Below are 22,906 nucleotides of genomic sequence, written 5' to 3'. Positions count from 1 at the left end.
CAATGCCCACATTGCTGATCACCGGCGCCAATCGCGGCATCGGCCTGGAACTGACCAAGCGTTACGCAGCAGCCGGCTGGACGGTGATCGCCGCCTGCCGCGATCCGCAGGCGGCGACCGCGCTGAAGGCCGTGCCGGGCGTGACCGTCGAGGCACTGGATGTGACCGATTACAAGGCAGTGGATGCGGTGGCGCAGAAATACGCCGGCACCGCCATCGACCTGCTGCTCAACAATGCCGGCATCTACGGCCATCGCGACGGTGCCCTGACGGTGAGCGACTTCGACACCTATCTTCAGGTGCTGCAGGTCAACAGCGTGGCGCCGCTGAAAACCGCGCTGGCCTTCCTGCCGCATCTGAAAGCCGCGAAAGGCGGCGCGAAGATCGCCACGATTTCCAGCCGCATGGGCTCAATTTCACAGGCCCGCGGCGGTTCCTATGCCTATCGTGCGTCCAAGGCGGCAGTCAATGCCGGCATGCACAGCCTGGCGATGGACCTGAAATCGGCCGGCATCACCGTGATCGTGCTGCATCCCGGCTGGGTGAAGACCGACATGGGCGGCGCCGGCGCCGATATCGACGTAACAACCAGCGCCACCGGCCTGCAAAAAACCATCGACGGCGCAGCTCTGAAAGACACCGGAAAATTCCTCAACTACGACGGCAGCGAAATCCCATGGTAAGTCCAGCAAAAAACATCCTGGTCACCGGCGGCAGTCGCGGCATCGGTCGCGCGGTCGCCATTCTGGCCGGCAAACGCGGCTGGTCGGTCGGCGTGAATTATGCCGGCAATGCGGCTGCGGCACAGGAAACGGTCAAAGCCGTGCAGGCTGCCGGCGGCAAGGCCGTGGCGATCCAGGGTGATGTTTCCCGTGAAACCGATGCCATCGCCATGGTGCAGGCCACGGTGAAGGCGTTTGGCCGGCTGGACGGGCTGGTGAACAATGCCGGCGTGGTGGCGCCGACTGCCGACCTGATGGACATGAGTGTTGAGCGCCTGCAGCGCGTCTTCGACATCAACATCCTGGGCAGCTTCATGGTCGCCCGTGAGGCTGCCAGGACGATGGCGAAAAGCAAGGGTGGCAAAGGCGGCGCCATCGTCAATCTCTCGTCGGTCGCAGCCCGGCTTGGTTCGCCCAACCTGTTCCTCGATTATGCGGCCTCGAAAGGCGCCATCGACACCTTCACGCTCGGACTGTCCAGGGAACTGGCGCCCGAAGGCATTCGCGTGAACGCGGTGCGGCCCGGCATCATCGAAACCGAAATCCATGCCAGCGCCGGCGAACCCGATCGTGCCGAACGTCTGGGCAAGACCGTACCGCTGGGCCGTGCCGGCACGGCGGAGGAAGTGGCAGAGTCGATCATCTGGCTGCTGGACGATGCCTCGTCCTATGTCACGGGTGCGCTGCTGGATGTCGCCGGCGGACGCTGAGCCGCGTCAGCCGAAGGAGACGGCGCGCTCCGGGTTTTCGTCGCCGTAGATACGTTCGACGATCACCACGAATTCGGCTGGCGACTGACGCTGCGCGCGAACGCGGCGGAACAGCGCATCCCACCAGGCGGTCGGCCGCAGGGTGACATGGGCGTTCATGCCATTGGGCAGGGTTTTGCCGGCGGGATAGGTGGCGACGCCGGCATAGACAAAGTGACGGGCGTAATCGAACAGCTCGCCCACTACCCAGTCCATATCCTCTTCCGGGATATGCTCAAGCACATCGGTGCAGATCACCGCATCGAATGTCCCCTCCGGCAGCGCCGCATAGGGCGCATAACCCGGATCGTAGAGCCGCACCGCGTCCAGGCCCCACAAGGCCTTCAGCCCCTTTACCTCGCGGCTCGGCAGCTTGAACACCGTGTCCTCGTAATGCTTGGCCTTGCCGGCCCCGTAATCGAGCAGCGTTTTCGATCCGAACTTTTTGACCAGCGAGCGTATGGTGCTGATATGCACCGACAGGCTGCGGCCATCGAACATTTCATCCGCATCCACATCCAGCTTGGCATCGCCTTCGTCATGCAGCTGGCCGTAATAACCGAGAAGTTCGGTAAAGCGCGGGCTGGGCGACTGGCGGCTGTAGGTCATGCGGTCAGGCCAGGTACAGTTTCATGCCGACATGGCTGGCCTTGAAGCCGAGCCGCTCATAAAGCCGATGGGCACCCTGGCGGCTGTTGTCAGAGGTCAGCTGCACCATCTTGCACCCCTTCTCTTTTGCGCGTGCAACGGCATAGCCGATCAGCTCCGAGCCGAGCCCCTTGCCGCGCAGCTTGGATTCGATGCGGACCGCCTCGATCTGGGCGCGCTGCTTGCCCAGGCTGCCGAGGCCGGGAAGAATCAATAACTGAAGACAGCCGATCACCGCGCCGCCTTCATCCAGCGCCAGGATCACTTCGGCGCCGATCTTCTGCAGTCCGGCAAAGGCAATGCCATACTCCGCTGGCAGCGGATCGGTATAACGCTCACGGCCGCCGCCCAGATGGTCGTCGGCCAGCAGGCGCACGATCTCGGGGAGGTCAGCCGCGTTGGCAAGGCGAAAGCCGAGGCTCACTCCGCCGCCTCGGCCGCATCGCGCGCCGGATCATAGGCGAGATTGGGCGCCAGCCAGCGCTCCATCCGGGCCAGGTCCATGCCCTTGCGTTTGGCATAATCGGCCACCTGGTCGCGTTCGATGCGACCGACGCCGAAGTAGCGCGCCTCGGGGTGGCTGAAATACCAGCCGCTGACCGCTGCCGAAGGCCACATGGCAAAGCTTTCGGTCAGCGTGATGCCGATGGTCTCGGTCGGCTTGAGCAGACCGAACAGCGTGGCCTTCTCGGTATGGTCGGGACAGGCCGGATAGCCGGGCGCCGGACGGATGCCGCGATACTTCTCGGCGATCATGTCTTCGTTGCTCAAGGCTTCATCGCCGGCATAGCCCCAGAATTCCTTGCGCACGCGCTCGTGCATATGCTCGGCAAAGGCTTCGGCCAGACGGTCGGCCAGGGCCTGGGCCAGGATACCGGAATAATCGTCCTGCTTGGCCGTGAACTCGCGCTTGATCCAGTCATCCAGCCCGATGCCGGCAGTGACGGCGAAGGCGCCGACATAATCGGTGATGCCGCTGCCCTGCGGTGCGACAAAATCGGCCAGGCAATGATTGGCGCGATCACGGTCGCGCTTCATCTGCTGGCGCAGCATATGCAGCCGCGCCACCTCGGCGGGTTGCCCGGGTTCCGCATAGAGCGCGATGTCGTCGTCATCGACCTGGTTGGCCGGCCAGAAACCGATCACGGCGCTGGCCTTGATCGGCTTTTCCTCAACGATGCGCTTCAGCATGGCCCGCGCATCTTTGAACAGATTGGTGGCCGCTTCGCCCACCACCGGGTCTTTCAGGATATCAGGATACTTGCCGCGCAATTCCCAGGACGCGAAGAACGGCGACCAGTCGATGCGGTCGATCAGCGTCGCAATCGGATAATCCTCGAATACGCGGGTGCCGAGGAATTTCGGCTGCGGCGGCTGGTAGCCGGCCCAGTCGATCTTTGCCTTGTTGCGACGGACATCGGCGATCTTCTGGCGCGGACCGGTATTGCGTTCGCGCGCGTGAATCTCGCGGATCTTTTCGTATTCGCTGGAAATCTCGCCGGCATAGACCGGACTGTCATTGGCCGAAACCAGACGGCCGGCGACGCCCACCGCGCGCGAGGCATCGGTGACATAGACCACCGGACCCTTGTAATTCGGTGCGATCTTGACGGCCGTGTGGACCTTCGACGTCGTTGCGCCGCCGATCAGCAGCGGCAGGGCAAAGCCCTCGCGCTGCATCTCACTGGCGACATAGCACATCTCGTCCAGGCTCGGCGTGATCAGCCCGCTGAGGCCGATAATGTCGACCTTCTGCTTCTTCGCCTCTTCCAGGATGCGGGCGCAGGACACCATGACGCCAAGGTCGATGACTTCATAATTGTTGCACTGGAGCACGACGCCAACGATGTTCTTGCCGATATCGTGCACGTCGCCCTTCACCGTGGCCATCAGCACCTTGCCATTGGTCTTGACCGGGCCGCTGTTCTTCTCGGCCTCGATGAACGGCAGCAGATAGGCCACGGCCTTTTTCATCACGCGGGCGGATTTCACCACCTGGGGCAGAAACATCTTGCCGGCACCGAACAGGTCGCCGACCACGTTCATGCCGTCCATCAGCGGGCCTTCGATCACCTCTAGCGGCTTGGACACCGTATGGCGGGCTTCCTCGGTGTCTTCATCGATGAAATCGGCGATGCCATGCACCAGGGCATGGGTCAGGCGGGCGCGCACATCCTTCTGGCGCCAGGACATGTCAATTTCCTGGGTCCGGCCGCCGCCCTTGAAGCGCTCGGCGATTTCCAGCATGCGTTCGGTCGCATCGGGCCGGCGGTTGAGCAGCACGTCTTCCACGCGCTCGCGCAGTTCGGCGGGGATGTCTTCATAAACCGGCAACTGGCCAGCATTGACAATACCCATGTCCATGCCGTTCTGCATGCCGTAATACAGGAACACGGCGTGCATTGCCTCGCGCACCTGCTCGTTGCCGCGGAAGGAGAAGGACACGTTCGAGACGCCGCCCGAGATATGGCAATGCGGCAGGTTCTCGCGAATGCGCCTGGCGCCCTCGAAGAATTCGACCGCATAGTTGTTGTGCTCCTCGATGCCGGTGGCAACCGCGAAGATATTCGGATCGAAAATGATGTCTTCCGGCGGGAATCCGATCTCTTCCGTCAGCAGCTTGTAGGCCCGGGCACAGATTTCGTATTTGCGATCGGCCGTATCGGCCTGGCCCTGTTCGTCGAAAGCCATGACCACGACGGCGGCGCCATAACGCCGCACCTTGCGGGCATGCATCAGGAAAGCCTCTTCGCCCTCCTTCATGCTGATCGAATTGACGATGGCCTTGCCCTGCACGCATTTCAGGCCAGCCTCGATCACATCCCATTTGGAACTGTCGATCATGATCGGCACGCGCGAGATATCGGGTTCGGAGGCGATCAGGTTCAGGTATTTGATCATCGCCGCCTTGGAGTCGAGCATGCCCTCGTCCATGTTGATGTCGATGATCTGGGCGCCATTCTCGACCTGCTGACGCGCAACCGTCAGCGCCGCATCGTAATCGTCGCTCAGGATCAGCTTGCGGAATTTCGCCGATCCGGTGACGTTGGTGCGTTCGCCGATATTGATGAAGACCGGGCCATTGAAGCCACGGTTTTCAGACTCGGGGGAAAAAGACTCGTCGATATCGGTCATGCGGCAGGCACGGCAAAGGGTTCAAGGCCGCTGAGGCGAAGCTGCGGCGGGATGGTCGGGATGCGGCGCGGCTTCACGCCCTTCACACTGTCGGCGATCGCCTTGATATGGTCCGGCGTGGTGCCACAGCACCCACCGACGATGTTCACCAGGCCATGCTCGGCCCATTCGCGCAGATGCTCGGCCGTCTCATGCGGCGGCTCGTCATATTCGCCAAACTGGTTGGGCAAGCCGGCATTGGGATAGGCGCTGACCGGCACATCGGCGACACGGCTCAACTCGGCGATATAGGCGCGCATCTGCTGGGCGCCGAAAGCACAGTTGAGGCCGACCGAAAACGGCTTGGTATGCCGTAACGAATTCCAGAAGGCTTCCGTGGTCTGGCCCGAGAGCGTGCGACCGGAAAGATCCGTAATGGTGCCCGAGATCATGATGGGCCATTCCTCGCCCAACTCGTCGAAAAGCTCATAGACGCCAAAGGCCGCGGCCTTGGCATTCAGCGTGTCGAATACCGTTTCGATCAACAGCAGATCGGCGCCGCCTTCGACCAGGCCACGCGCCTGTTCCTTATAGGCGTCCTTCAGTTCATCAAACGAGATATTACGGAAATCCGGACGGTTCACGTCGGGCGACAGCGAGGCCGTGCGGTTGGTCGGCCCGATTGCGCCGGCGACAAAACGCGGCTTCGAAGGATCCTTCGCCGTATATTCATCGGCGGCCTGGCGCGCCAGCCGCGCGCCTTCCAGGTTGATGTCGTGGACAGCAGCCTCCAGGTGGTAATCGCCCTGGCTGATCCAGGTGCCGCTGAAGGTATTGGTCTCGATGAGGTCAGCACCGGCGTCCAGGTATTCCCTGTGTACGGCCAGGATCACATCGGGCCGCGTGATGTTCAGCACATCGTGATTGCCCTTGAGGTCGCTGTTCGAACCCTTGAAGCGATCGCCGCGATAATCCTCCTCGGTCAGCTTGCGCCGCTGCAGCATGGTGCCCATGGCGCCATCCAGCACCAGGATACGCTCCTTGGCGGTCTTGCTCAGCAGGGCGCGGCGGGCCTTGCGGATTTCGGCGGTGTCGAACATCAGGCGGCCGCCTCTCCGGCAATGGCCGGCTTCGGCCGCACGCCAAGCACATGGCAGATCGCATAGGTGAGATCGGCGCGGTTCAGCGTATAGAAATGGAATTCGTCGATGCCGGCTGTCAGCAGGCGGCGGCACTGTTCGGCGGCCAGATGCGCCGCCACCATGCGGCGGGTCTCCGGGTCTTCGTCCAGGCCATCGAACTGGTCGGCCATCCAGGCCGGGACGCTGGCGCCACAGGCGGCCGAGAATTTCACCACCTGGCGGAAATTGGTGACCGGCAGGATGCCCGGCACGATCGGCACGGTGATGCCGGCCGAGCGCGCCCGGTCGAGAAAGCGGAAATACACATCCGTGTCGAAGAAATACTGCGTGATGCAGCGGGTGGCACCGGCATCGACCTTGCGCTTGAGATGCTCCAACTCGACGCGCGGCGAGGCGGTATCGGGATGGCCTTCCGGATAACAGCCGACGCTGATCTCGAAATCGCCGATCTTCTTCAGGCCGGCAATCAGGTCAGTGGAATTGGCATAGCCCTGCGGATGCGGTGCAAAACCGCCGGTGCCCTCCTGCGGATCGCCGCGCAACGCCACAATATGGCGGATGCCAGCCTGCCAGTAGTGCTGAGCGACTTCATCGACCTCGCCCTTGGAAGCGCCGACACAGGTGAGATGTGCCGCCGGCCTGAGGCCGGTTTCCTTCAGGATACGCACGACGGTGTTATGGGTGCGCTCGCGCGTGGAACCACCAGCGCCATAGGTGACCGAGACGAAGCGCGGATCAAGCGGCGCCAGGCGAGTGACACTGCGCCACAGACTCTCTTCCATCTCCGCGGTCTTCGGCGGGAAGAATTCGAACGAGACCTTCAGCGGACCAGACCGGCGGGCGGCATGAGCGTTGGGTTCCGGGAGCGTCATTCTGCGGCACTCTTCTGCGAGGGAGACAGGGCGGCACTACGCTTGACCGCGTGCCAGACATGAACGGTGAGCGATTGTCCGGGCAAGGCGATGGCCGGCTCGACATCGAGGCCGGCATGGACGCACCAGCCGCGCAATTCGGCATCGGCAAAACCCAGCCGGCGATGCGCATGGCGGTTGCGCAGGTCTTCCAGATCGTGCGGCGCAAAATCGACGATCACCAGACGGCCGCCGGGACGCAGCACTCGCACGGCCTCCTGGATCGCCTTTTGCGGCTCATCGGCGAAATGCAGCACCTGATGGATCACGGCGGCATCCACGCTGGCATTGTCCAGCGGCAGGGCATACATGTCGGCCTGGCGCACCTGGCAGTTTTTGATCCCGGCGCGCTCCAGATTGGCACGAGCAATGCTCAGCATGTCGCGGCTCAGATCGACGCCCAGGCCGCGCTTGACCTTGTGGCCGAGAATTTCCAGCAGACGGCCGGTGCCGGTGCCGATATCCAGCAGGTCTTCTATGGCTCCGCCCTGGGCCAGCAGACGCAGCACGGCGGCCTCGACCTGGGCTTCATCCACATGCAGCGAACGGATCGCCGACCACTGCGCGGCGTTGTCGCGGAAATAGCGCTCGGCAGCCTCGGCACGGGCCCGCTTCACGGCAGCAAGACGTTCGGCATCGCGCGCCAGCGTGGCATCATACGGCGGCAACAGGCCACTCACCGCACGCACCAGCGGCGCACCGGGCAGCCGGTCGCCAACACGGTAGAAGGCCCAGGTGCCTTCCGGCACGCGTTCCAGCAAGCCCGCCTCGCAAAGCAGCTTCAGATGGCGCGAGACACGCGGCTGGCTCTGGCCCAGAATCTGGGTCAGTTCGGAAACGGTGAGTTCGCCCTGGGCGCAAAGCGCCAGCAGGCGCAGGCGTGTGGGTTCGGCCGCGGCGCGCAACGCGGCCATCAGAATATCGAGGGTCAGGGGCGACTCCATGGTCATGTAAATGATATAAACATATCTTTATGTATTTGTGTAGAGCTAACTACCCTGTAAAAAAAGAATCATCGCCTTCCCGCCGCCGTCAGGCTATGGTTCGGCCGCTTTAATGCCGCATTTGCCAGCGAAAAAACTATTCCCTTCCGCCTCTTAGCCGGGATTCCCCATGCCGACCGCCCTGCTTTCCCGTCGTTTCGCGATCCTTGCCGGTGCCATCCTGGCGCTGGCCACCCTCCTGCCCTCCGGCTCAGCCCGGGCAGCAGCGGCCGATCAATTCATTCGCGAGACCGGCGGCGACACCATGAAGGCGCTGGGCGATCGCTCTTTAACAACGGAAAAGCGTGAAGCGCTGGTTCGCACCCTGCTGAGCACCCATCTCGATCTTGAGGCGGTCGGCCAGTTCTGCCTCGGCCGCTACAACCGCGGCCTGACCGATGCGCAGCGCCAAGAATACAACAGCCTGTTCGAAGATTACCTGGTGAAGGTCTATTCCCAGCTGCTGTCGCAATATAACGGCGAGACCCTCGATGTCCGCGATGGTGTCAAATCTGCCGGCAGTGAACAGGTGGTGGAGTCCGTGATCGTCCGCCCGAACGGCCCGCCGATCCGTGTCGAATGGAAGACGCATGAGAAGAACGGCAAACCGCTGGTGACCGATGTGGTGGTGGAAGGCGTGTCAATGGCCTTCACCCAGCGCCAGCAGTTCGAATCCGTCATCCAGAATAACGGCGGCAAGGTGGATGCCCTGTTCGCCGCCATGAAGAAACAGATCGGCCGCCGCTAAAGCGCACTGCGGCAGAGACAAAAAGAGCCGGCCGTTGCGAAACGGCCGGCTTTTTCTTTGCCATGAGATCCTGTCAGGCCATGGCGGCCGCGGTGGCAGAGGATAGTTCAAGCGCATAGCCGGCCGACCGCACGGTGCGGATCACATCGCTTTCGCCATTCCCGTTCAACGCCTTGCGCAGTCGGCGGATATGCACGTCGACGGTACGCTGTTCGACATAGATGTCGCGCCCCCAGACCGCATCCAGCAGCTGGTCGCGCGACAGCACGCGGCCGGGATGCTCCAGGAAATAGCGCAGCAGGCGGAATTCCGTCGGGCCAAGATGCACATCGCGGCTGTTGCGCGTGACCTTGTGGGTGGCGATATCCATCACCAGGCCACCATAGGTCAGCACCTCCTCTGCCAGCGCCGGCCGGATGCGACGCAGCACTGCGCGGATACGGGCCAGCAACTCGCTCGGCGAGAATGGCTTGGCGATATAATCGTCGGCCCCGGCATCCAGGCCCCGCACGCGGTCGGCCTCCTCGCCCCGCGCCGTCAGCATGATGATCGGTACGTTGCGGGCATTGGGATCGCGGCGCAGCTGGCGGCAGACTTCCAGGCCGGACAGACGCGGCAGCATCCAGTCCAGCAGGATCAGGTCCGGCATATGCTCGGCCACCTTCAGCAGAGCCTGTTCGCCGTCCATCGCCTCGTCGACGGTGTAATTTTCCTTTTCGAGGTTATAGCGCAGCAGTGCTAGCAGCGCGGCTTCATCCTCGATGACAAGGACGCGCGGCTTGATTGCAATATTCATCGCTGGCCTCCCGGCGCATTCACCACGGCATAAGCCGTATCGTCGCCCTTCGGACGGTCTTCCTTCTGCATTTCGCCCGTCACCGTATAATGGATCAGCTCCGCGATATTGGTGGCGTGATCACCGATGCGCTCGATATTCTTGGCAATAAACAGAAGATGCGTGCTGCTGGTGATCGAACGCGGATCTTCCATCATATAGGTCAGCAACTCGCGGAACAGGCTGGTGTAAAGCTCGTCCACCTCCTCATCACGGGCCCAGACCGCATCGGCCTTGGCTGCATCCGCCGTGATATAGGCGTCGAGCACGTCCTTGATCAGCGCCTGGACCAGCGCCGCCATGCGCGGGATGGCGTGTACCGGACGCACCAGGGGCGCCTGGTTCAGCGCCACAGCGCGTTTGGCGACATTCTTGGCATAGTCGCCGATACGCTCGATCTCCGAGGAAATCCGCAGCGCAGAAACAATCACCCGCAGGTCATTGGCCAGGGGCTGACGCCGGGCCAGCAGCTCAACGGCGAAATCGTCGACCTGGTTGCGCAGAAGATCGATCTTGGCGTCATTGAGCACAACGGCGTTGGCCAGTTCGCTGTCGCGTTTCACCACAGCCTCGACGGCGCCGGACAGCTGCGACTCAGCCTGCCCACCCATCTGCACGATGAGGGTGGAGAGCTTTTTCAGCTCTTCGTCATAGCTCTGGACGATATGTTGCGGCATTGGACTGTCCTCTTTCGCGATCAGCCGAAGCGGCCGGTAATATACCCCTGGGTGCGTTCATCCTTGGGGTTCGTGAAAATCACTTTGGTATCGTCGGTCTCGACCAGATTGCCCAGATGGAAGAAGGCAGTCTTCTGCGAGACGCGGGCTGCCTGCTGCATCGAATGGGTCACGATGACGATGGTGTACTGCTCACGCAGTTCGTCCATCAGCTCTTCGATATGTGCGGTAGCGATCGGATCCAGCGCCGAACAGGGCTCATCCATCAGGATCACCTCTGGCGCCACGGCAATGGCACGCGCGATGCACAGACGCTGCTGCTGGCCGCCCGACAGGCCGGTACCAGATTCCTGCAGGCGATTGCCGACTTCCTTCCACAGGCCGGCCTGTTTCAGCGAAGTCTCGACGATATGATCGAGATGTTCGTTGCTTTCAGCCAGGCCGTGAATGCGCGGCCCGTAGGCGACGTTTTCATAGATCGTCTTCGGGAAAGGGTTCGGCTTCTGGAAGACCATGCCGACCCGGGCGCGCAGCTGTACCACATCGACTTTGTTGTCGTAGACATCCAGCCTGTCGAGGCGGATATCGCCGACCACGCGGCAGTCGCGGATGGTGTCGTTCATACGGTTGAGGCAACGCAGGAAGGTCGACTTGCCGCAGCCCGACGGGCCGATCAGCGCCGTGACGGCGCGGGCCGGGATATTGAGGTCGACGTCGCGCAGCGCCTGCTTCTCGCCATAGAAGACGCCGACTTTCTGCGCCACCATCTTGATTTCGATCTCGGACTGGCGGAGATCGACGCCGTTACCGTTCTGCATGAAAAATCCTTATGGCTCCGAATTGGGGTGTGGCTTCACGCGTCAGGCCTACCAGCGGCGTTCGAATTTCTTGCGCAGCAGAATGGCGGCAAGGTTCATCAGCAACAGGAAGACCAGCAGGACGATGATGGCTGCCGAAGTCTTTTCGACAAAGCCACGCTCCGAACTGTCAGCCCACATGAAAATCTGCACCGGCAGCACGGTGGCGGCATCGACCGGTGTAGCCGGGATATCGACGATGAAGGCGACCATGCCGATCATCAGCAGCGGCGCGGTCTCGCCCAGCGCATGAGCCATGGCAATGATCGTGCCGGTGAGAATGCCCGGCATGGCCAGCGGCAGCACATGATGCAGCACCACCTGCAGCGGCGAGGCACCAAGGCCCATGGCGGCCTGGCGGATCGAGGGCGGCACGGCACGCAGGGCGGCACGGGAGGCGATGATGATCACCGGCAGGCTCATCAGCGCCAGCACCAGGCCACCGACCAGCGGCGCCGATCGCGGCATACCGAAGAACCCGATGAAGACGGCCAGGCCAAGCAGGCCATAAACGATGGATGGTACGGCAGCCAGGTTATTGATGTTGACCTCGATGACTTCGGTCCAACGGTTCTTCGGGGCAAATTCTTCCAGATAGATCGCCGCCATGATGCCCAGCGGGAAAGCGACAACCAGGGTTACGATCAGGGTGAAGAACGATCCCACCACGCCGCCCCAGACACCGACCAGTTCAGGTTCGCGACTGTCGGCGCCGGTGAAGAAGCGGGTGTTGAACTGCAATTCCAGATCGCCGGTCGACCGCAGGGTTTCGATCCAGCGGACCTGGTTGTCCTTGACCCGGCGCTGGTCTTCCGGTGCGTTGACATCGACCTGCTTCTTGACGAAGACATCGATATCCGAAGATGTGGGCAGCCAGACCTTGATGGTCTGACCGATCAGGGTCGGATCGGCAACCACCATGCGGGCAACCTGCGACTCTGCACCGGAGCTGACCAAGGCCTGCAGACGGCGGCGGTCGCCGCGAGACTGTGCCTCAGGGAACTTCTTCTGCAGCGTCTCCAGGATGATGCCGCCGTAATTACCCTGCATGATCTTGCGGGTATCGGTGGTACCAACCGGCGCGATCTGTTCGGCACTCAGCTGCAGATCCAGCCGGATATGGGTCTGCTGGAACGCGGTGAAGCCGTTCGAGGCGATGGTGACGAGCAGGATCACCAGCGCCGCCAGCGAGAACAGGATGGCGGCCAGACCGATCAGCTTGAAGCGGCGCTCAGAGGCATAACGGGCCTTGAGGCGGTTTCTGGCCTCTTCGGTCATGTGTATGCCGGGCGACACGGCAGTCGGCGCCGTATTCGGAACAGTATCGGCGAGAATATCAGTCATATTGTTCCCGGTATTTCTTGACGATGCGCAGGGCAACGATGTTCAGGCTGAGCGTGACGATGAACAGCACGAGGCCCAGGGCGAAGGCGGCCAGCGTCTTGGGGCTGTCGAATTCCTGGTCGCCGACCAGCAGCGAGGCGATATGCACGGTTACTGTGGTGACGGCTGCCAGCGGATTGGCCGTCAGGTTGGCAGCCAGGCCGGCCGCCATCACCACGATCATGGTTTCGCCGAGCGCACGGCTGAAGGCGAGGATGACCGACGCCGCGATGCCCGGCAGTGCGGCAGGCAGAATAACCCGCTTGATCGTTTCCGACTGCGTGGCGCCAAGTCCGTAAGAACCATCGCGCAGGCTCTGCGGCACGGCGTTGATGACGTCGTCCGACAGCGAGGAAACGAACGGGATAATCATGATGCCCATGACGAGGCCGGCGGCGAGCGCCGACTGCGAGGCGACCGCCAGGCCGATATTCTCGCCTATATCCCGAATGAACGGCGCCACCGTGAGGGCGGCGAAGAAGCCGTAGACCACGGTGGGAATGCCGGCCAGCACTTCCAGGGCAGGCTTAGCAAAGGCGCGCACCCTAGGTGCAGCATATTCCGCCATATAGACGGCAGCCATCAGGCCGACCGGCACCGCGACGATCATGGCGATGGCGGCGATCAACAGGGTACCGGCAAACAGCGGCACCGCGCCGAAAGCACCCGACGAACCGACCTGGTCAGCACGGATCGCCATCTGCGGCGACCAGGTGAGACCGAACAGGAATTCGAAAGGATTAACCGCCGCGAAGAACCGCATCGCTTCGAAGACCAGCGAGAGCACAATGCCCACCGTGGTCATGACCGCCAGGGTCGAGCTGACGATCAGCAGCACATTGGCCACCTGCTCGACGCGGTTGCGTGCCCGGAAATCGGCCGCGATACGGCTGCGGCCGAACAGCAGGCCGGCAATGCCCAATGCGAGAACAATCACCCATAGAGCCGTAGTGCCGATCTGGCGCAGGCCGATGTAATGCTCCACCACGGGACGGATCGTTGCATCGGCCTTGTCCAGCGGAATGTTGCCATAGGCCATGTTGCGAATGTCGGAGATCACCAGGCCGAGCTGGTCGGCCGGCAGGCGGCGAACCGCCTCGGGCAGTTCGGCCACCACCAGCTGGCGTACCAGTGTATCTTCGAACGAAATCCAGATGCCGAACAGCAGCAGCGCCGGCAGGCCGCACCAGATCACGACATACCAGCCGTAGAACATCGGCAGGGAGTGCAGGTTGCGGATTTTACCGCCGGCCGCAGCCAGCGCGCGGGACTTGCCCAGGTAATAGCCGGCGACAGTGAGGCCGATGAGAACCACGAACAGCAACGACAGCGACATCGTATTCCCCGGCAAAAAATTCAGTAAATGCGATAAGAAATTCAGTCGATCGAAAGAACCGGCGGCCGGAAACCCGGCCGCCGGAGCCGTCTTTACATGGACAGGTTGGTCAGGCCGGTCACCTGCGAGCGGACACTGTCCAGCTCCTTCTTCGGCATGGCGACAAGGCCCTTCTTCTCCAGGTAGCCGCCCTGCGCCATGGCGCGGTCGCTGACATACTCGGCGAGGAATTCCTTGATGCCCGGCACGACGCCGATATGGGCCTTCTTCGCATAGACGAAGAGCGGGCGTGACACCGGATACTTGCCATCCGAAATGGTGTCGAAGGTCGGGTCAATACCGTCGACCTTGGCGCCATGCAGCTTGTCCATGTTCTCTTCCAGGAAGGAGAAGCCGAACACACCCATCAGGCCCGGCTGACCCGAGGCCAGACGCTGCACGATCAGGTTGTCATTCTCGCCAGCCTCGATGAAGGCGCCGTCTTCACGGATCTTGCCGCAGGCCGTAGCCTTCGCCTTCGCATCGGCGATGGCATTCACTTCCGGGAACTTCTTGCAGCCGACATCCAGAACCAGTTCGACGAAGCTGTCGCGGGTGCCGGAGGTGGGCGGCGGGCCCATTACTTCGATCTTCCAATCCGGCAGGCTGGCATTGACCTGCTTCCAGGTCTTGTAGGGGTTCGGCGCCATCTGGCCGTTCACCGGTACCTGGGCGGCGAGCGCCAGCCAGATGTCTTCGCGCTTCAGGTTGATGTCCGGCGTGCCCTTCTTCAGGGCGACGGCGATGCCGTCAAAGCCGACCTTCATTTCCACGATGTCCTTCACGCCGTTGGTGGCGCAGGCATCGAACTCGGCCTTGGTCATGCGGCGCGAGGCATTGGTCATGTCGGGATGCTGGGTGCCGACGCCGCCGCAGAACAGCTTCATACCGCCGCCGGTGCCGGTGCTTTCCACGATCGGGGCCTTGAAGCCGCCCGACTGGGCAAAGCGCTCGGCCACCGTGGTGGTGAAGGGATAAACGGTCGAGGAGCCGACAACACGGATTTGATCGCGCGCCTGCTGCGCAGCGGCCGGTTCGGCGAGGCCGAGAGACGCCAGTGCGGCGAGCCCGGCGAGAAGGAGAGCCTTGTTGGTCACGGTATACCTCATCGTGGTTGGCATGGCGCAGGTCTGCGCCGCGGATCACCGAATGAGGGGCCTCAGAACGTGTCTCATCCGGTGGCCGCGACTCCTAAGGCGACCGGGTGACATGGTTATTTCAGTTATATTGCACTCGTGTGACAGTGCTAGACCGGTTTGGCGCTTGTCTCAGATGAATAGGGAACAGATGGTAGACGAATGATGAATTCACTGCCTTTCCCGAGTTCGGATTCAATGACAAGCCGGCCCCGATGACGGTTCACAATGTGCTTCACGATCGCCAGCCCGAGGCCGGTTCCGCCAAGATCCCGGCTGCGGGCCGAGTCGACCCGGTAGAATCGCTCGGTCAGGCGCGGCAGATGTTCGCGCGGGATGCCCTCACCCTCGTCGCGGATTCCCGCCTCGATCCCTTCACCACTCGCCGCCCGGGCCAGACGAACCGTCACGGCGCTGTCGGGTCGGCCGTATTTGATCGCGTTGTCGATCAGATTCTGGAACACCTGCATCAGCTCGTCGCGCGCGCCCCGCACAGGCGGCAGGCCATCGTCCAGCTGCAGGGCGATACGGATATTCTTCGCCCTGGCCTGCGGCTCCAGTGCGGCCGCGGCATCGCGCAGCAACGGCGCCAGGGCAACCGGTTCGGATGGATGATCGTGTTCGCGCATCTCGATCTGCGACAGCGACAGCAGATCCTGAATCAGGCGCGACATGCGGCCGGCCTGGTCGCGCATGATTCCGAGGAAGCGGACGCGCGCCGGCTCGTCATCCCTGGCCGGGCCCTGCAGGGTTTCGATGAAACCGACCAGCGAGGCCAGCGGCGTGCGCAACTCGTGGCTGGCATTGGCGACGAAATCGGCCCGCATCTTCTCGGCTTTGCGCAGGGCCGTCAGGTCATGCATCACCAGCACGGCCACCGCATCCTCGCGCGCTGCCGGCAGGGCCACGACGCGCAGCGAGAAACTGCGGCCATCCGGCACCGGCAGCGTCAGGTCGGCCGATGCCATGCCCGCCTCGCCACCCAGCACCGCATCGGCAGCCTGCAGCACCATCGGATGACGCAGGGCCACGGTGAGGTCGTTCCCCACGATATCGTTGCCAAAGAATTTGCGGGCAGCGAAGTTGGCGCGTGCAATGCTGCGGCTGCCGTCAAGCAACAGCACCGGATCGGGCAGCGCGTTGAGGATGGCATCGGCAGTGGTACTCTGCAGCGCCACCTGGCCCTGTTCGTCAAGCAGCGTGTGGCGCAGGCGTTCGACGGTGACGCCGAGTTCACCGATCATGGTCAGCGCGCCCCAGTCGCTGCCGGTACGGGTCTCCACGCCGACAATCTCGTCGGTGCTGCGCAGCACCCGCCAGGCAGCAATGGTATGCCAGCCGGCAAAGATCGCCATGATGCCGAGCAGCGCCAGCAGCAGAGCCCAGAAGCCCAGCGGCGAGACGGCATCGTTCAGCCAGCCAAGCAGGAGCACCGCCGTCACTGGCACGCCGAGCATCAGGAACAGGCTGAGCCAGCGCATCAGCGGATAGCGCATCTTCGGCAGTTGCTTGTCGCCGCTTCCACTCATGCTGCGGGCCGCCAGGCGAGCAGGCGTTCGACCAGTTGCTGCAGCACGGCCATCAACGGCGCGGCGCGCTGCGGTTCCCAACGTTCCAGATCGGCCTCGTCCATATAGCAGCTCTGTGCCATCTCCAGCTGCAACGCATGCAGTCCATCGGCGGGCCGGCCGTAATGGCGTGTGATATAGCCGCCCTTGAAGCGGCCGTTATGGATATGCGTGAAACCGGCGGCATCGCTCAACACGCCATAGGCGGCAGCGGCGAGGTCGGGCGCACAGCTGTGGCCTTCGTTGGTGCCGAGATTGAGGTCGGGCAGCTTACCCTGGAAGAAGCGCGGCGCTTCGCTGACGATGCTGTGGCCATCGAGCAGGATGGCGTAACCGTGACGCGTCCGGATCGCCGCCAGCTCGGCCGCAAGCCGGGCATGGTAGGGCCGCCAGTAGGCATCGGCGCGTTCTGCGATCTCGGCCGCGGCCGGCGCCTGGCCGTCCTGGTAAAGCGGCGCGCCATCGAAACCGCCGGTCGGGCAGAGTTCCGTATTGTCGGCACCGGGATACAACGCCCGCCCATCCGGGTCTCGATTGAGATCGACCACGTAGCGCGAATGGGTCGCCACCATCAGCCCTGCCCCTGCTGCAGCTGCGAAGGCATACAGTTTCTCCACATGCCAGTCGGTGTCGGCCAGACGACGGGCCGATGGCGTCAGACGTCCGGCCAGACCGGGGCTGAGCTGCAGCCCGGCATGGGGAATATTGACCAGTAACGGGGTCTGGCCGGGGATCATATCGTACAGAGCGCTGTTTTCGGTCATAGCAGGACTGGAAATGAGGGGCAGACATAGGTAACAAAGCGCCACGGGCGCGCCAAGGCACCATCCGGCTGACATGGAGAATTCATGTTTGAGCCGGACATGGGATTCCCCTAGAGTGCGCCGCTTCGTTCTTACCCGCCAGGCAAATCAAGGCAGTTCGATGGATATCACCCTCCTGGGCTTCACGATCACGGCAGCCGAAATCAGCGCCTTCGCGCAAGTCATCCTGATCGACGTCATCCTGTCCGGCGATAACGCCATCGTCATCGGCATGGCTGTCGCCGGCCTACCGGCCGAGCTGCGCAACAAGATCATCGTTTACGGCATTCTCGCCGCCACCCTGCTGCGCATCCTGTTCGCCAGCGTGGCCGTGCAGCTGCTGCAGATCATCGGCCTCACTCTGGCCGGCGGCATCCTGCTGCTCTGGGTCGCCTGGAAGATGTGGCGCGAGCTGCGCGCCCAGGCCAAGGCCGCCAAGGAAGGCAGCCACGAGGAGAAAGCCGAGAAGCCGGCGCCGAAGACCCAGCGCGAGGCGGTCATCCAGATCATCGTCGCCGATCTGTCGATGTCGATCGACAACGTGCTGGCGGTGGCCGGTGCGGCGCGCGAGCATCCCTACATCCTCGGCTTCGGCCTGGTCCTGTCGATCGCGCTGATGGCCGTGGCGTCCAAGTTCATTGCCCGTCTGCTCGACCGGTACCACTGGATCGCCTATGTCGGCCTGATCATCATCGCCTATGTGGCGCTCAAGATGATCTGGGACGGCGGTTTGCAGGTCGCGCCTTTCGTTCCCGGCCTGACTGGCGGCTGAGGCAGCACCAGCCGTTTCACACACAATCCGCACCGTTTAACGACGGTGCGGATTTTTTTATGCATGATTGGCGCTATATACTGAAGCCATGACCGATCCGCAGACCCTCAGCCGGCGTCAGGCCGTCACCACTCTCGGCCTCGGCACCCTGGGCATCACCATGTTGCCGCTGGAAGCCGCCGCCACACCGGACAGCGCCCGCAAGCTGCTGTCCGACCTGGTGAAGACCGAGCCCAAACCCGGCCGCGTGCGTATCAGCACGCCCGAGGTGGCCGAGAACGGCAATACCGTGCCGCTGACGGTGAGCATCGACAGCCCGATGACCGAGACTGATCATGTCACGGCTATTCATGTGCTGGCTGATCGCAATCCACTACCGGGCGTGATCAGTATGGCGCTCAGCCCCCTGAGCGGCAAGGCGGAGGTGTATCTGCGCATCAGGCTGTCGGAAAGCCAGACGGTGATTGCGGTGGCACAGATGAGCGATGGCAGCGCCTGGATTGCGACGCGCCAGGTGATCGTCACCATCGGCGGCTGCGGGAGCTGAGCATGGCCACCGATATCAAACCGCGCATCCGCGTGCCGCAGACGGCAAAGAAGGGCGAGATCATCGAGATCAAGACTCTGGTCTCGCATCCGATGGAATCCGGCCAGCGCAAGGACGAGCAGAGCCGCCTGGTCCCGCGCAATATCGTCAACCGCATGATCGTCACTTTCAACGGCAAGCCGGTATTTGATGCCAGGCTGGAGGGCGCTGTGGCCGCCAATCCGGCAATCAATTTCCATCTGCGCTGCACGGAAAGCGGCCGGCTGGACTTTGCCTGGATCGATGACGACGGCGCCACGCACCGCGCCAGCCAGACCATCACCGTCGGCTGATTATTGCGCCGATGGCGCTTCGCCGACCTCCCGGGCCGCCTTGCGGGCACGGAAGCGGTCGATGGCAATGGCCACTTCGCCCGCCAGTGCCGACGCATCCTGATCGGGATTGAAGAAGGCCAGCACCGCATCAGCCAGCGTCTTCAGCAGGTCGAAAGATTTCTGCCACTCGAACGAAAACACGAAATCTTCGCCCTGCTGCAGCATCTGGCGCGACGGCAGCAACAGGCGATCACAGATTTGCGCCACATGGGCATATTCGGTATCGGCGACACGGCGTCGGATCTCCTCGGCCGAGACGATGAGATCCGCCAGCATGGTCAGTGTGGCGTCATCGGGCATCACCTGCTGCTTGTATAGCGGCACGATCTGCTCCGCGACGAAGGAGATGCGGAAAGCCGAGGCGCGCAGGCGCTGATGATTGACCTGATTGTTGGTCGCCATGATCGCCTGCTGCAGCAATCGCGCATCGATCGGTTCGCCACGCAGCTTGGCGCGAATCGGATTGGGCACCTCGATCAGCGGCACTGTGCTGTCGCGGGCCGCCGCCTTGCGCCGGTCCGGCCCGATGTAATCGGAGGTCACGACGAAGGGCTTGCGGTTCATGCCCACCGTCTCGATGCGCTCGAGCAGCGCGCGGATCGACAGCGGCTTGATCAGCAGGTCGTCGGCGCCTGAATCGACGATCTTCCGCACGATCGACTGCTCGGCTTCCCAGGTCGTCAGGATCACCGGCATGTAGGGATTTACGCCCAGGCGGCCGAGCCGCAGGTCGCGCACAAGCTGTATGGGATTACCGCCCGGCAGAGCGATATCCATGAAAATGAGATCGGGATGCGCCACCGCCAGCAGGTCGGTGAAGCCTTCGAGGCTGTCGAATTCGCGCATATTGTTATAGCCGGCGCTGAACAGCGCCTGACGGTACAGCGACCGCGTGCCCGGGGCGGGATCGCCATATAGTATACGTACCTCGTTGCGCGGATCCGCAGGCATGGCGCGATCCTACGGAGAGGTTGTGACAACAACAAGCGTCTGCCTGCGTGCGAGGATCAGCGCGGCCTGGGCTTGGCCCGCGCTGTCGGCTGGGCCGCCAGCGGATTTTCCGGCCAGTCATGTTTGGGGTATTGGCCGCGCATCTCTGCCCGCACAGCGCGATAGCTCGACTGCCAGAAACCGGCGAGGTCGCTGGTCACCTGCAATGGCCGCCGCGCGGGCGACAACAGATGCAGCAACAGCTTCACCTTGCCCCCGGCAATCGCCGGCGTATCGGCATGGCCGAACATTTCCTGCAGACGCACGGCCAGGACCGGCACCGCGCCCGATGTATAGTCCAGCGGGATATTCGAGCCGGACGGCACGCGCCAGTGGGTAGGCGCCTCGGCATCCAGCCGTTTCTGCTGCGTGTAATCCAGTTGTGCGGTCAGGGCCGCGTGCAGATCGATCCCGGACAGCTGGGACAGCTTGGTCAGGCCTTCGATATACGGCGCCAGCCAGCCATCCAACCGTTCGGCCAGGGCTTCGTCGCTCATATCGGGCCAGTCGGCCGCCGTTGCCAGGGACTGGCGCAGCAAAGCAATGCGGGCCTGCCACTGCCGCAGGCCATCAGTCCACGGCAATGTCGCGGCAAGGCCTTTGCGACGGATCGCCTCCAGCAGGGCTGCACGAATCGCCTCGGCCGGAGGATCGCGCAGCGGCTTTTCGCGTAGCACCAGTGCACCCAGCCGGCGTTGCTGTCGCGCCAGCACTGCTTCGCTGCGCTCATCCCAGTCCACGGTTTCCCGCGTGACGATGGCGGCGCCCAGCTGACCCTCGATTTCGGCCTCGCTCAGCGGCGCGGCCAGGAAAACGCGCGCATCGGCCTGGGCACCATCGACCTCGGCAATCGCGAGATAGTCCTGGCTGCTCAGGCCATCCAGCGGATCGAGCCTGGCGCCACGGCCGCCGCTGAGCAGAAAGCTGCCGGGCGCACGACGCTTGGCAATACGATCCGGATAAGCCAGCGCAACCAGCAGACCCGCCTCTTCCGTTGATCCGGTATGGGCCGGCGCCTTGATCTGACGGCGCCAGTCCGATGCCAGCCGGCGGATCTGACGCACGGCATTCATATCGACGCGCAAACCATGCGGCGTCGTATCGCGCTCGGACTCGCCGGCAATAATCTCCAGCCGCCAGCGCAGGTCCGCATCGCGCGGCGCACCCTTCGGGACCTTGGCGATGTCACGTTCGCCGAGCAGGGCCGCCAGCGCGCAGGCCAGACCGCCCAGCCCCATCTCGTGACCGCGGATCACCATATGCGCCAGGCGCGGATGCAGGGGCAACTCGGCCATCGCCTTGCCATGAGGCGTGATCGCACCGGCCGTATCCAGCGCACCCAGATCGCGCAGCAGGGCCTGGGCATACTGCATGGCCGCGGCCGGCGGTGCATCCAGCCAGGGCAAGGCATTGGCGTCGCGCACACCCCAGGCCGCCAGATCGAGTGCCAGTGGCGTCAGGTCGGTGACGGCGATTTCCGGGGCGGTGAATTTGGCCAGCCCGCCATGGGCTGCCTCGGCCCAGAGACGATAGGCAATGCCGGGGCCCAGGCGGCCGGCACGGCCACGGCGCTGGTCTGCCGAGGCCTGGCTGACGCGCAGGGTTTCCAGCTTCGCCATGCCGGTGCTGGGCGAGAACCGCGGTTGCCGCATATAGCCGCCATCGACCACCACCCGCACGCCTTCGATGGTCAGTGAACTTTCGGCAATCGAGGTCGAGAGCACGATCTTGCGCTGACCCGAAGGGCTGGGCAGCAGGGCCCGGTCCTGCTGCTCGCCCGGCAGATCGCCATACAGCGGCTGTACCTGGACGTTGGCCGGCAGGCGCGCCTCTGTCAGCAGGGTTTCGACCCGCCGGATTTCAGCGACGCCCGGCAGGAAGACCAGCATGTCGCCATCGGTCTCATCCAGCGCCTGGCGCACCGTATCGGCCACAGCGAAGTCCTGGCGGGCCTGCGGTGCCGGCGGCCGCCAGCGGGTCTCGACCGGGAAGCTCTGGCCTTCGCCGGTCACCACCGGGCAGCCGCCCATCAGTTTGGCAAATGGCGCAGCATCAAGGGTCGCCGACATGGCGATCAGTTTGAGATCGGGTCGCAACACCGCCTGCGCTTCCAGGCAGAGTGCCAGGGCCACATCGGATTCCAGGCCGCGCTCGTGACATTCGTCGAACAGCACGGCCGCCACGCCCTGCAGTTCCGGATCGCGCTGCAGCCGGCGCAGGAACACGCCGTCGGTGTTCAGCTCCAGGCGAGTATTCGGCCCGACCTTGCTGTCCAGCCGCACACGATAGCCGACCGTCTCGCCCACAGCTTCGCCCAGCAGATCCGCCATGCGCTTCGCCGCCATGCGAGCGGCCAGGCGGCGCGGCTCCAGCACGATGATGCGGCCGGCCTGCGCCCAACCCTCCTCCAGCAGGGCGAGCGGCAGCACTGTCGTCTTGCCCGACCCTGGTGGCGCCTGCACGACCAGATTGGCCGATTTCGCCAAAGCCGCGGAAACAGCGGGCAAAACCGCATGAATCGGCAGCGCATGGGAGAGTTGCGTTTTTTGCAATGTTCGCGTGTCCAACAACC

22 protein-coding genes are annotated in these 22,906 nt (G+C 63.3%); 6 read left to right on the top strand and 16 right to left on the bottom strand.

What is annotated here, in order from left to right; genetic code table 11:
- Nucleotides 1-2: 2 nt before the first annotated feature.
- Both AC1ROB_RS10210 and AC1ROB_RS10205 read left to right on the top strand, forming a co-directional pair.
- Nucleotides 3-683, top strand: coding sequence for an SDR family oxidoreductase (locus AC1ROB_RS10210; protein ID WP_492971287.1), 681 nt, complete (start codon nt 3-5; stop codon nt 681-683).
- Nucleotides 677-1,432 (top strand): SDR family oxidoreductase, encoded by a 756-nt coding sequence (locus tag AC1ROB_RS10205; RefSeq protein WP_492971288.1) that lies wholly within the window; start codon nt 677-679, stop codon nt 1,430-1,432. The genes AC1ROB_RS10210 and AC1ROB_RS10205 overlap by 7 nt, the downstream gene beginning before the upstream one ends.
- A 6-nt stretch (nt 1,433-1,438) precedes the next feature.
- Here AC1ROB_RS10205 and AC1ROB_RS10200 read toward each other — a convergent pair whose 3' ends face one another.
- The 6 genes from AC1ROB_RS10200 to AC1ROB_RS10175 are packed head-to-tail and all read right to left on the bottom strand — an operon-like array spanning nt 1,439 to nt 8,230.
- Nucleotides 1,439-2,080, bottom strand: a complete 642-nt coding sequence (locus AC1ROB_RS10200; protein WP_492971289.1) for a class I SAM-dependent methyltransferase — start codon at nt 2,078-2,080, stop codon at nt 1,439-1,441.
- A gap of 4 nt (nt 2,081-2,084) precedes the next feature.
- Complete coding sequence (locus tag AC1ROB_RS10195; protein WP_492971290.1) at nt 2,085-2,543, bottom strand: GNAT family N-acetyltransferase; 459 nt, start codon at nt 2,541-2,543, stop codon at nt 2,085-2,087.
- Entirely contained in the window at nt 2,540-5,254 is a 2,715-nt protein-coding gene (gene metH / locus AC1ROB_RS10190) for a methionine synthase (RefSeq protein ID WP_492971291.1), read from the bottom strand. The genes AC1ROB_RS10195 and metH overlap by 4 nt, the downstream gene beginning before the upstream one ends.
- Nucleotides 5,251-6,333 (bottom strand): homocysteine S-methyltransferase family protein, encoded by a 1,083-nt coding sequence (locus tag AC1ROB_RS10185; RefSeq protein ID WP_492971292.1) that lies wholly within the window; start codon nt 6,331-6,333, stop codon nt 5,251-5,253. Before AC1ROB_RS10185 ends, metH begins: the two co-directional genes overlap by 4 nt.
- Nucleotides 6,333-7,247, bottom strand: a complete 915-nt coding sequence (gene metF, locus AC1ROB_RS10180) for a methylenetetrahydrofolate reductase [NAD(P)H] (RefSeq protein ID WP_492971293.1) — start codon at nt 7,245-7,247, stop codon at nt 6,333-6,335. Before metF ends, AC1ROB_RS10185 begins: the two co-directional genes overlap by 1 nt.
- Complete coding sequence (locus tag AC1ROB_RS10175) at nt 7,244-8,230, bottom strand: ArsR/SmtB family transcription factor (protein WP_492971294.1); 987 nt, start codon at nt 8,228-8,230, stop codon at nt 7,244-7,246. Before AC1ROB_RS10175 ends, metF begins: the two co-directional genes overlap by 4 nt.
- Before the next feature lie 169 nt (nt 8,231-8,399).
- Between AC1ROB_RS10175 and AC1ROB_RS10170 the strand changes: the two genes are divergently transcribed.
- Complete coding sequence (locus AC1ROB_RS10170) at nt 8,400-9,017, top strand: MlaC/ttg2D family ABC transporter substrate-binding protein (RefSeq protein ID WP_492971295.1); 618 nt, start codon at nt 8,400-8,402, stop codon at nt 9,015-9,017.
- Nucleotides 9,018-9,090: 73 nt separating this feature from the next.
- Here the strand turns inward: AC1ROB_RS10170 and phoB are convergent, their stop codons facing one another.
- The 8 genes from phoB to hutG all read right to left on the bottom strand — a co-directional run bounded on the left by phoB (nt 9,091) and on the right by hutG (nt 17,612).
- The gene (gene phoB, locus AC1ROB_RS10165; protein ID WP_492971296.1) at nt 9,091-9,813 is read right to left on the bottom strand and encodes a phosphate regulon transcriptional regulator PhoB; all 723 of its coding nucleotides are present in this window, start codon (nt 9,811-9,813) and stop codon (nt 9,091-9,093) included.
- Nucleotides 9,810-10,529 carry a phosphate signaling complex protein PhoU gene (phoU, locus tag AC1ROB_RS10160; protein ID WP_492971297.1) on the bottom strand — a complete coding sequence of 240 codons (720 nt, stop codon included), beginning with the start codon at nt 10,527-10,529 and terminating at the stop codon, nt 9,810-9,812. Before phoU ends, phoB begins: the two co-directional genes overlap by 4 nt.
- A 20-nt stretch (nt 10,530-10,549) precedes the next feature.
- The gene (gene pstB, locus AC1ROB_RS10155; RefSeq protein ID WP_492971298.1) at nt 10,550-11,347 is read right to left on the bottom strand and encodes a phosphate ABC transporter ATP-binding protein PstB; all 798 of its coding nucleotides are present in this window, start codon (nt 11,345-11,347) and stop codon (nt 10,550-10,552) included.
- A 48-nt stretch (nt 11,348-11,395) separates the two neighbouring features.
- Nucleotides 11,396-12,730 carry a phosphate ABC transporter permease PstA gene (pstA, locus tag AC1ROB_RS10150; RefSeq protein WP_492971299.1) on the bottom strand — a complete coding sequence of 445 codons (1,335 nt, stop codon included), beginning with the start codon at nt 12,728-12,730 and terminating at the stop codon, nt 11,396-11,398.
- A complete protein-coding gene (pstC, locus tag AC1ROB_RS10145) occupies nt 12,723-14,105 on the bottom strand; it encodes a phosphate ABC transporter permease subunit PstC (protein WP_492971300.1) in 1,383 nt (460 codons plus the stop codon). The genes pstA and pstC overlap by 8 nt, the downstream gene beginning before the upstream one ends.
- Before the next feature lie 92 nt (nt 14,106-14,197).
- The gene (locus AC1ROB_RS10140) at nt 14,198-15,241 is read right to left on the bottom strand and encodes a PstS family phosphate ABC transporter substrate-binding protein (protein ID WP_492971301.1); all 1,044 of its coding nucleotides are present in this window, start codon (nt 15,239-15,241) and stop codon (nt 14,198-14,200) included.
- Between the two features lie 149 nt (nt 15,242-15,390).
- Complete coding sequence (locus tag AC1ROB_RS10135; protein ID WP_492971302.1) at nt 15,391-16,809, bottom strand: ATP-binding protein; 1,419 nt, start codon at nt 16,807-16,809, stop codon at nt 15,391-15,393.
- A complete protein-coding gene (gene hutG / locus AC1ROB_RS10130) occupies nt 16,806-17,612 on the bottom strand; it encodes an N-formylglutamate deformylase (RefSeq protein WP_492971303.1) in 807 nt (268 codons plus the stop codon). Before hutG ends, AC1ROB_RS10135 begins: the two co-directional genes overlap by 4 nt.
- A gap of 160 nt (nt 17,613-17,772) precedes the next feature.
- Here hutG and AC1ROB_RS10125 point away from each other — a divergent pair, with 160 nt between their 5' ends.
- The 3 genes from AC1ROB_RS10125 to soxZ all read left to right on the top strand — a co-directional run bounded on the left by AC1ROB_RS10125 (nt 17,773) and on the right by soxZ (nt 19,302).
- Nucleotides 17,773-18,423, top strand: a complete 651-nt coding sequence (locus tag AC1ROB_RS10125; RefSeq protein ID WP_492971304.1) for a TerC family protein — start codon at nt 17,773-17,775, stop codon at nt 18,421-18,423.
- A gap of 88 nt (nt 18,424-18,511) precedes the next feature.
- A complete protein-coding gene (locus AC1ROB_RS10120; RefSeq protein ID WP_492971305.1) occupies nt 18,512-18,970 on the top strand; it encodes a thiosulfate oxidation carrier protein SoxY in 459 nt (152 codons plus the stop codon).
- A 2-nt stretch (nt 18,971-18,972) separates the two neighbouring features.
- Entirely contained in the window at nt 18,973-19,302 is a 330-nt protein-coding gene (soxZ, locus tag AC1ROB_RS10115) for a thiosulfate oxidation carrier complex protein SoxZ (RefSeq protein WP_492971306.1), read from the top strand.
- Here the strand turns inward: soxZ and AC1ROB_RS10110 are convergent, their stop codons facing one another.
- On the bottom strand, nt 19,303-20,295 hold the full coding sequence (locus AC1ROB_RS10110; RefSeq protein ID WP_492971307.1) for a response regulator transcription factor: 993 nt from the start codon (nt 20,293-20,295) through the stop codon (nt 19,303-19,305).
- Nucleotides 20,296-20,351: 56 nt separating this feature from the next.
- Nucleotides 20,352-22,886, bottom strand: coding sequence for an ATP-dependent helicase HrpB (hrpB, locus tag AC1ROB_RS10105; RefSeq protein WP_493031418.1), 2,535 nt, complete (start codon nt 22,884-22,886; stop codon nt 20,352-20,354).
- Nucleotides 22,887-22,906: the final 20 nt, after the last annotated feature.

The organism is Ferrovibrio sp. GW821-FHT12F09 (genome assembly GCF_058806775.1).
This window is presented reverse-complemented; position numbering and strand designations above follow the sequence as displayed.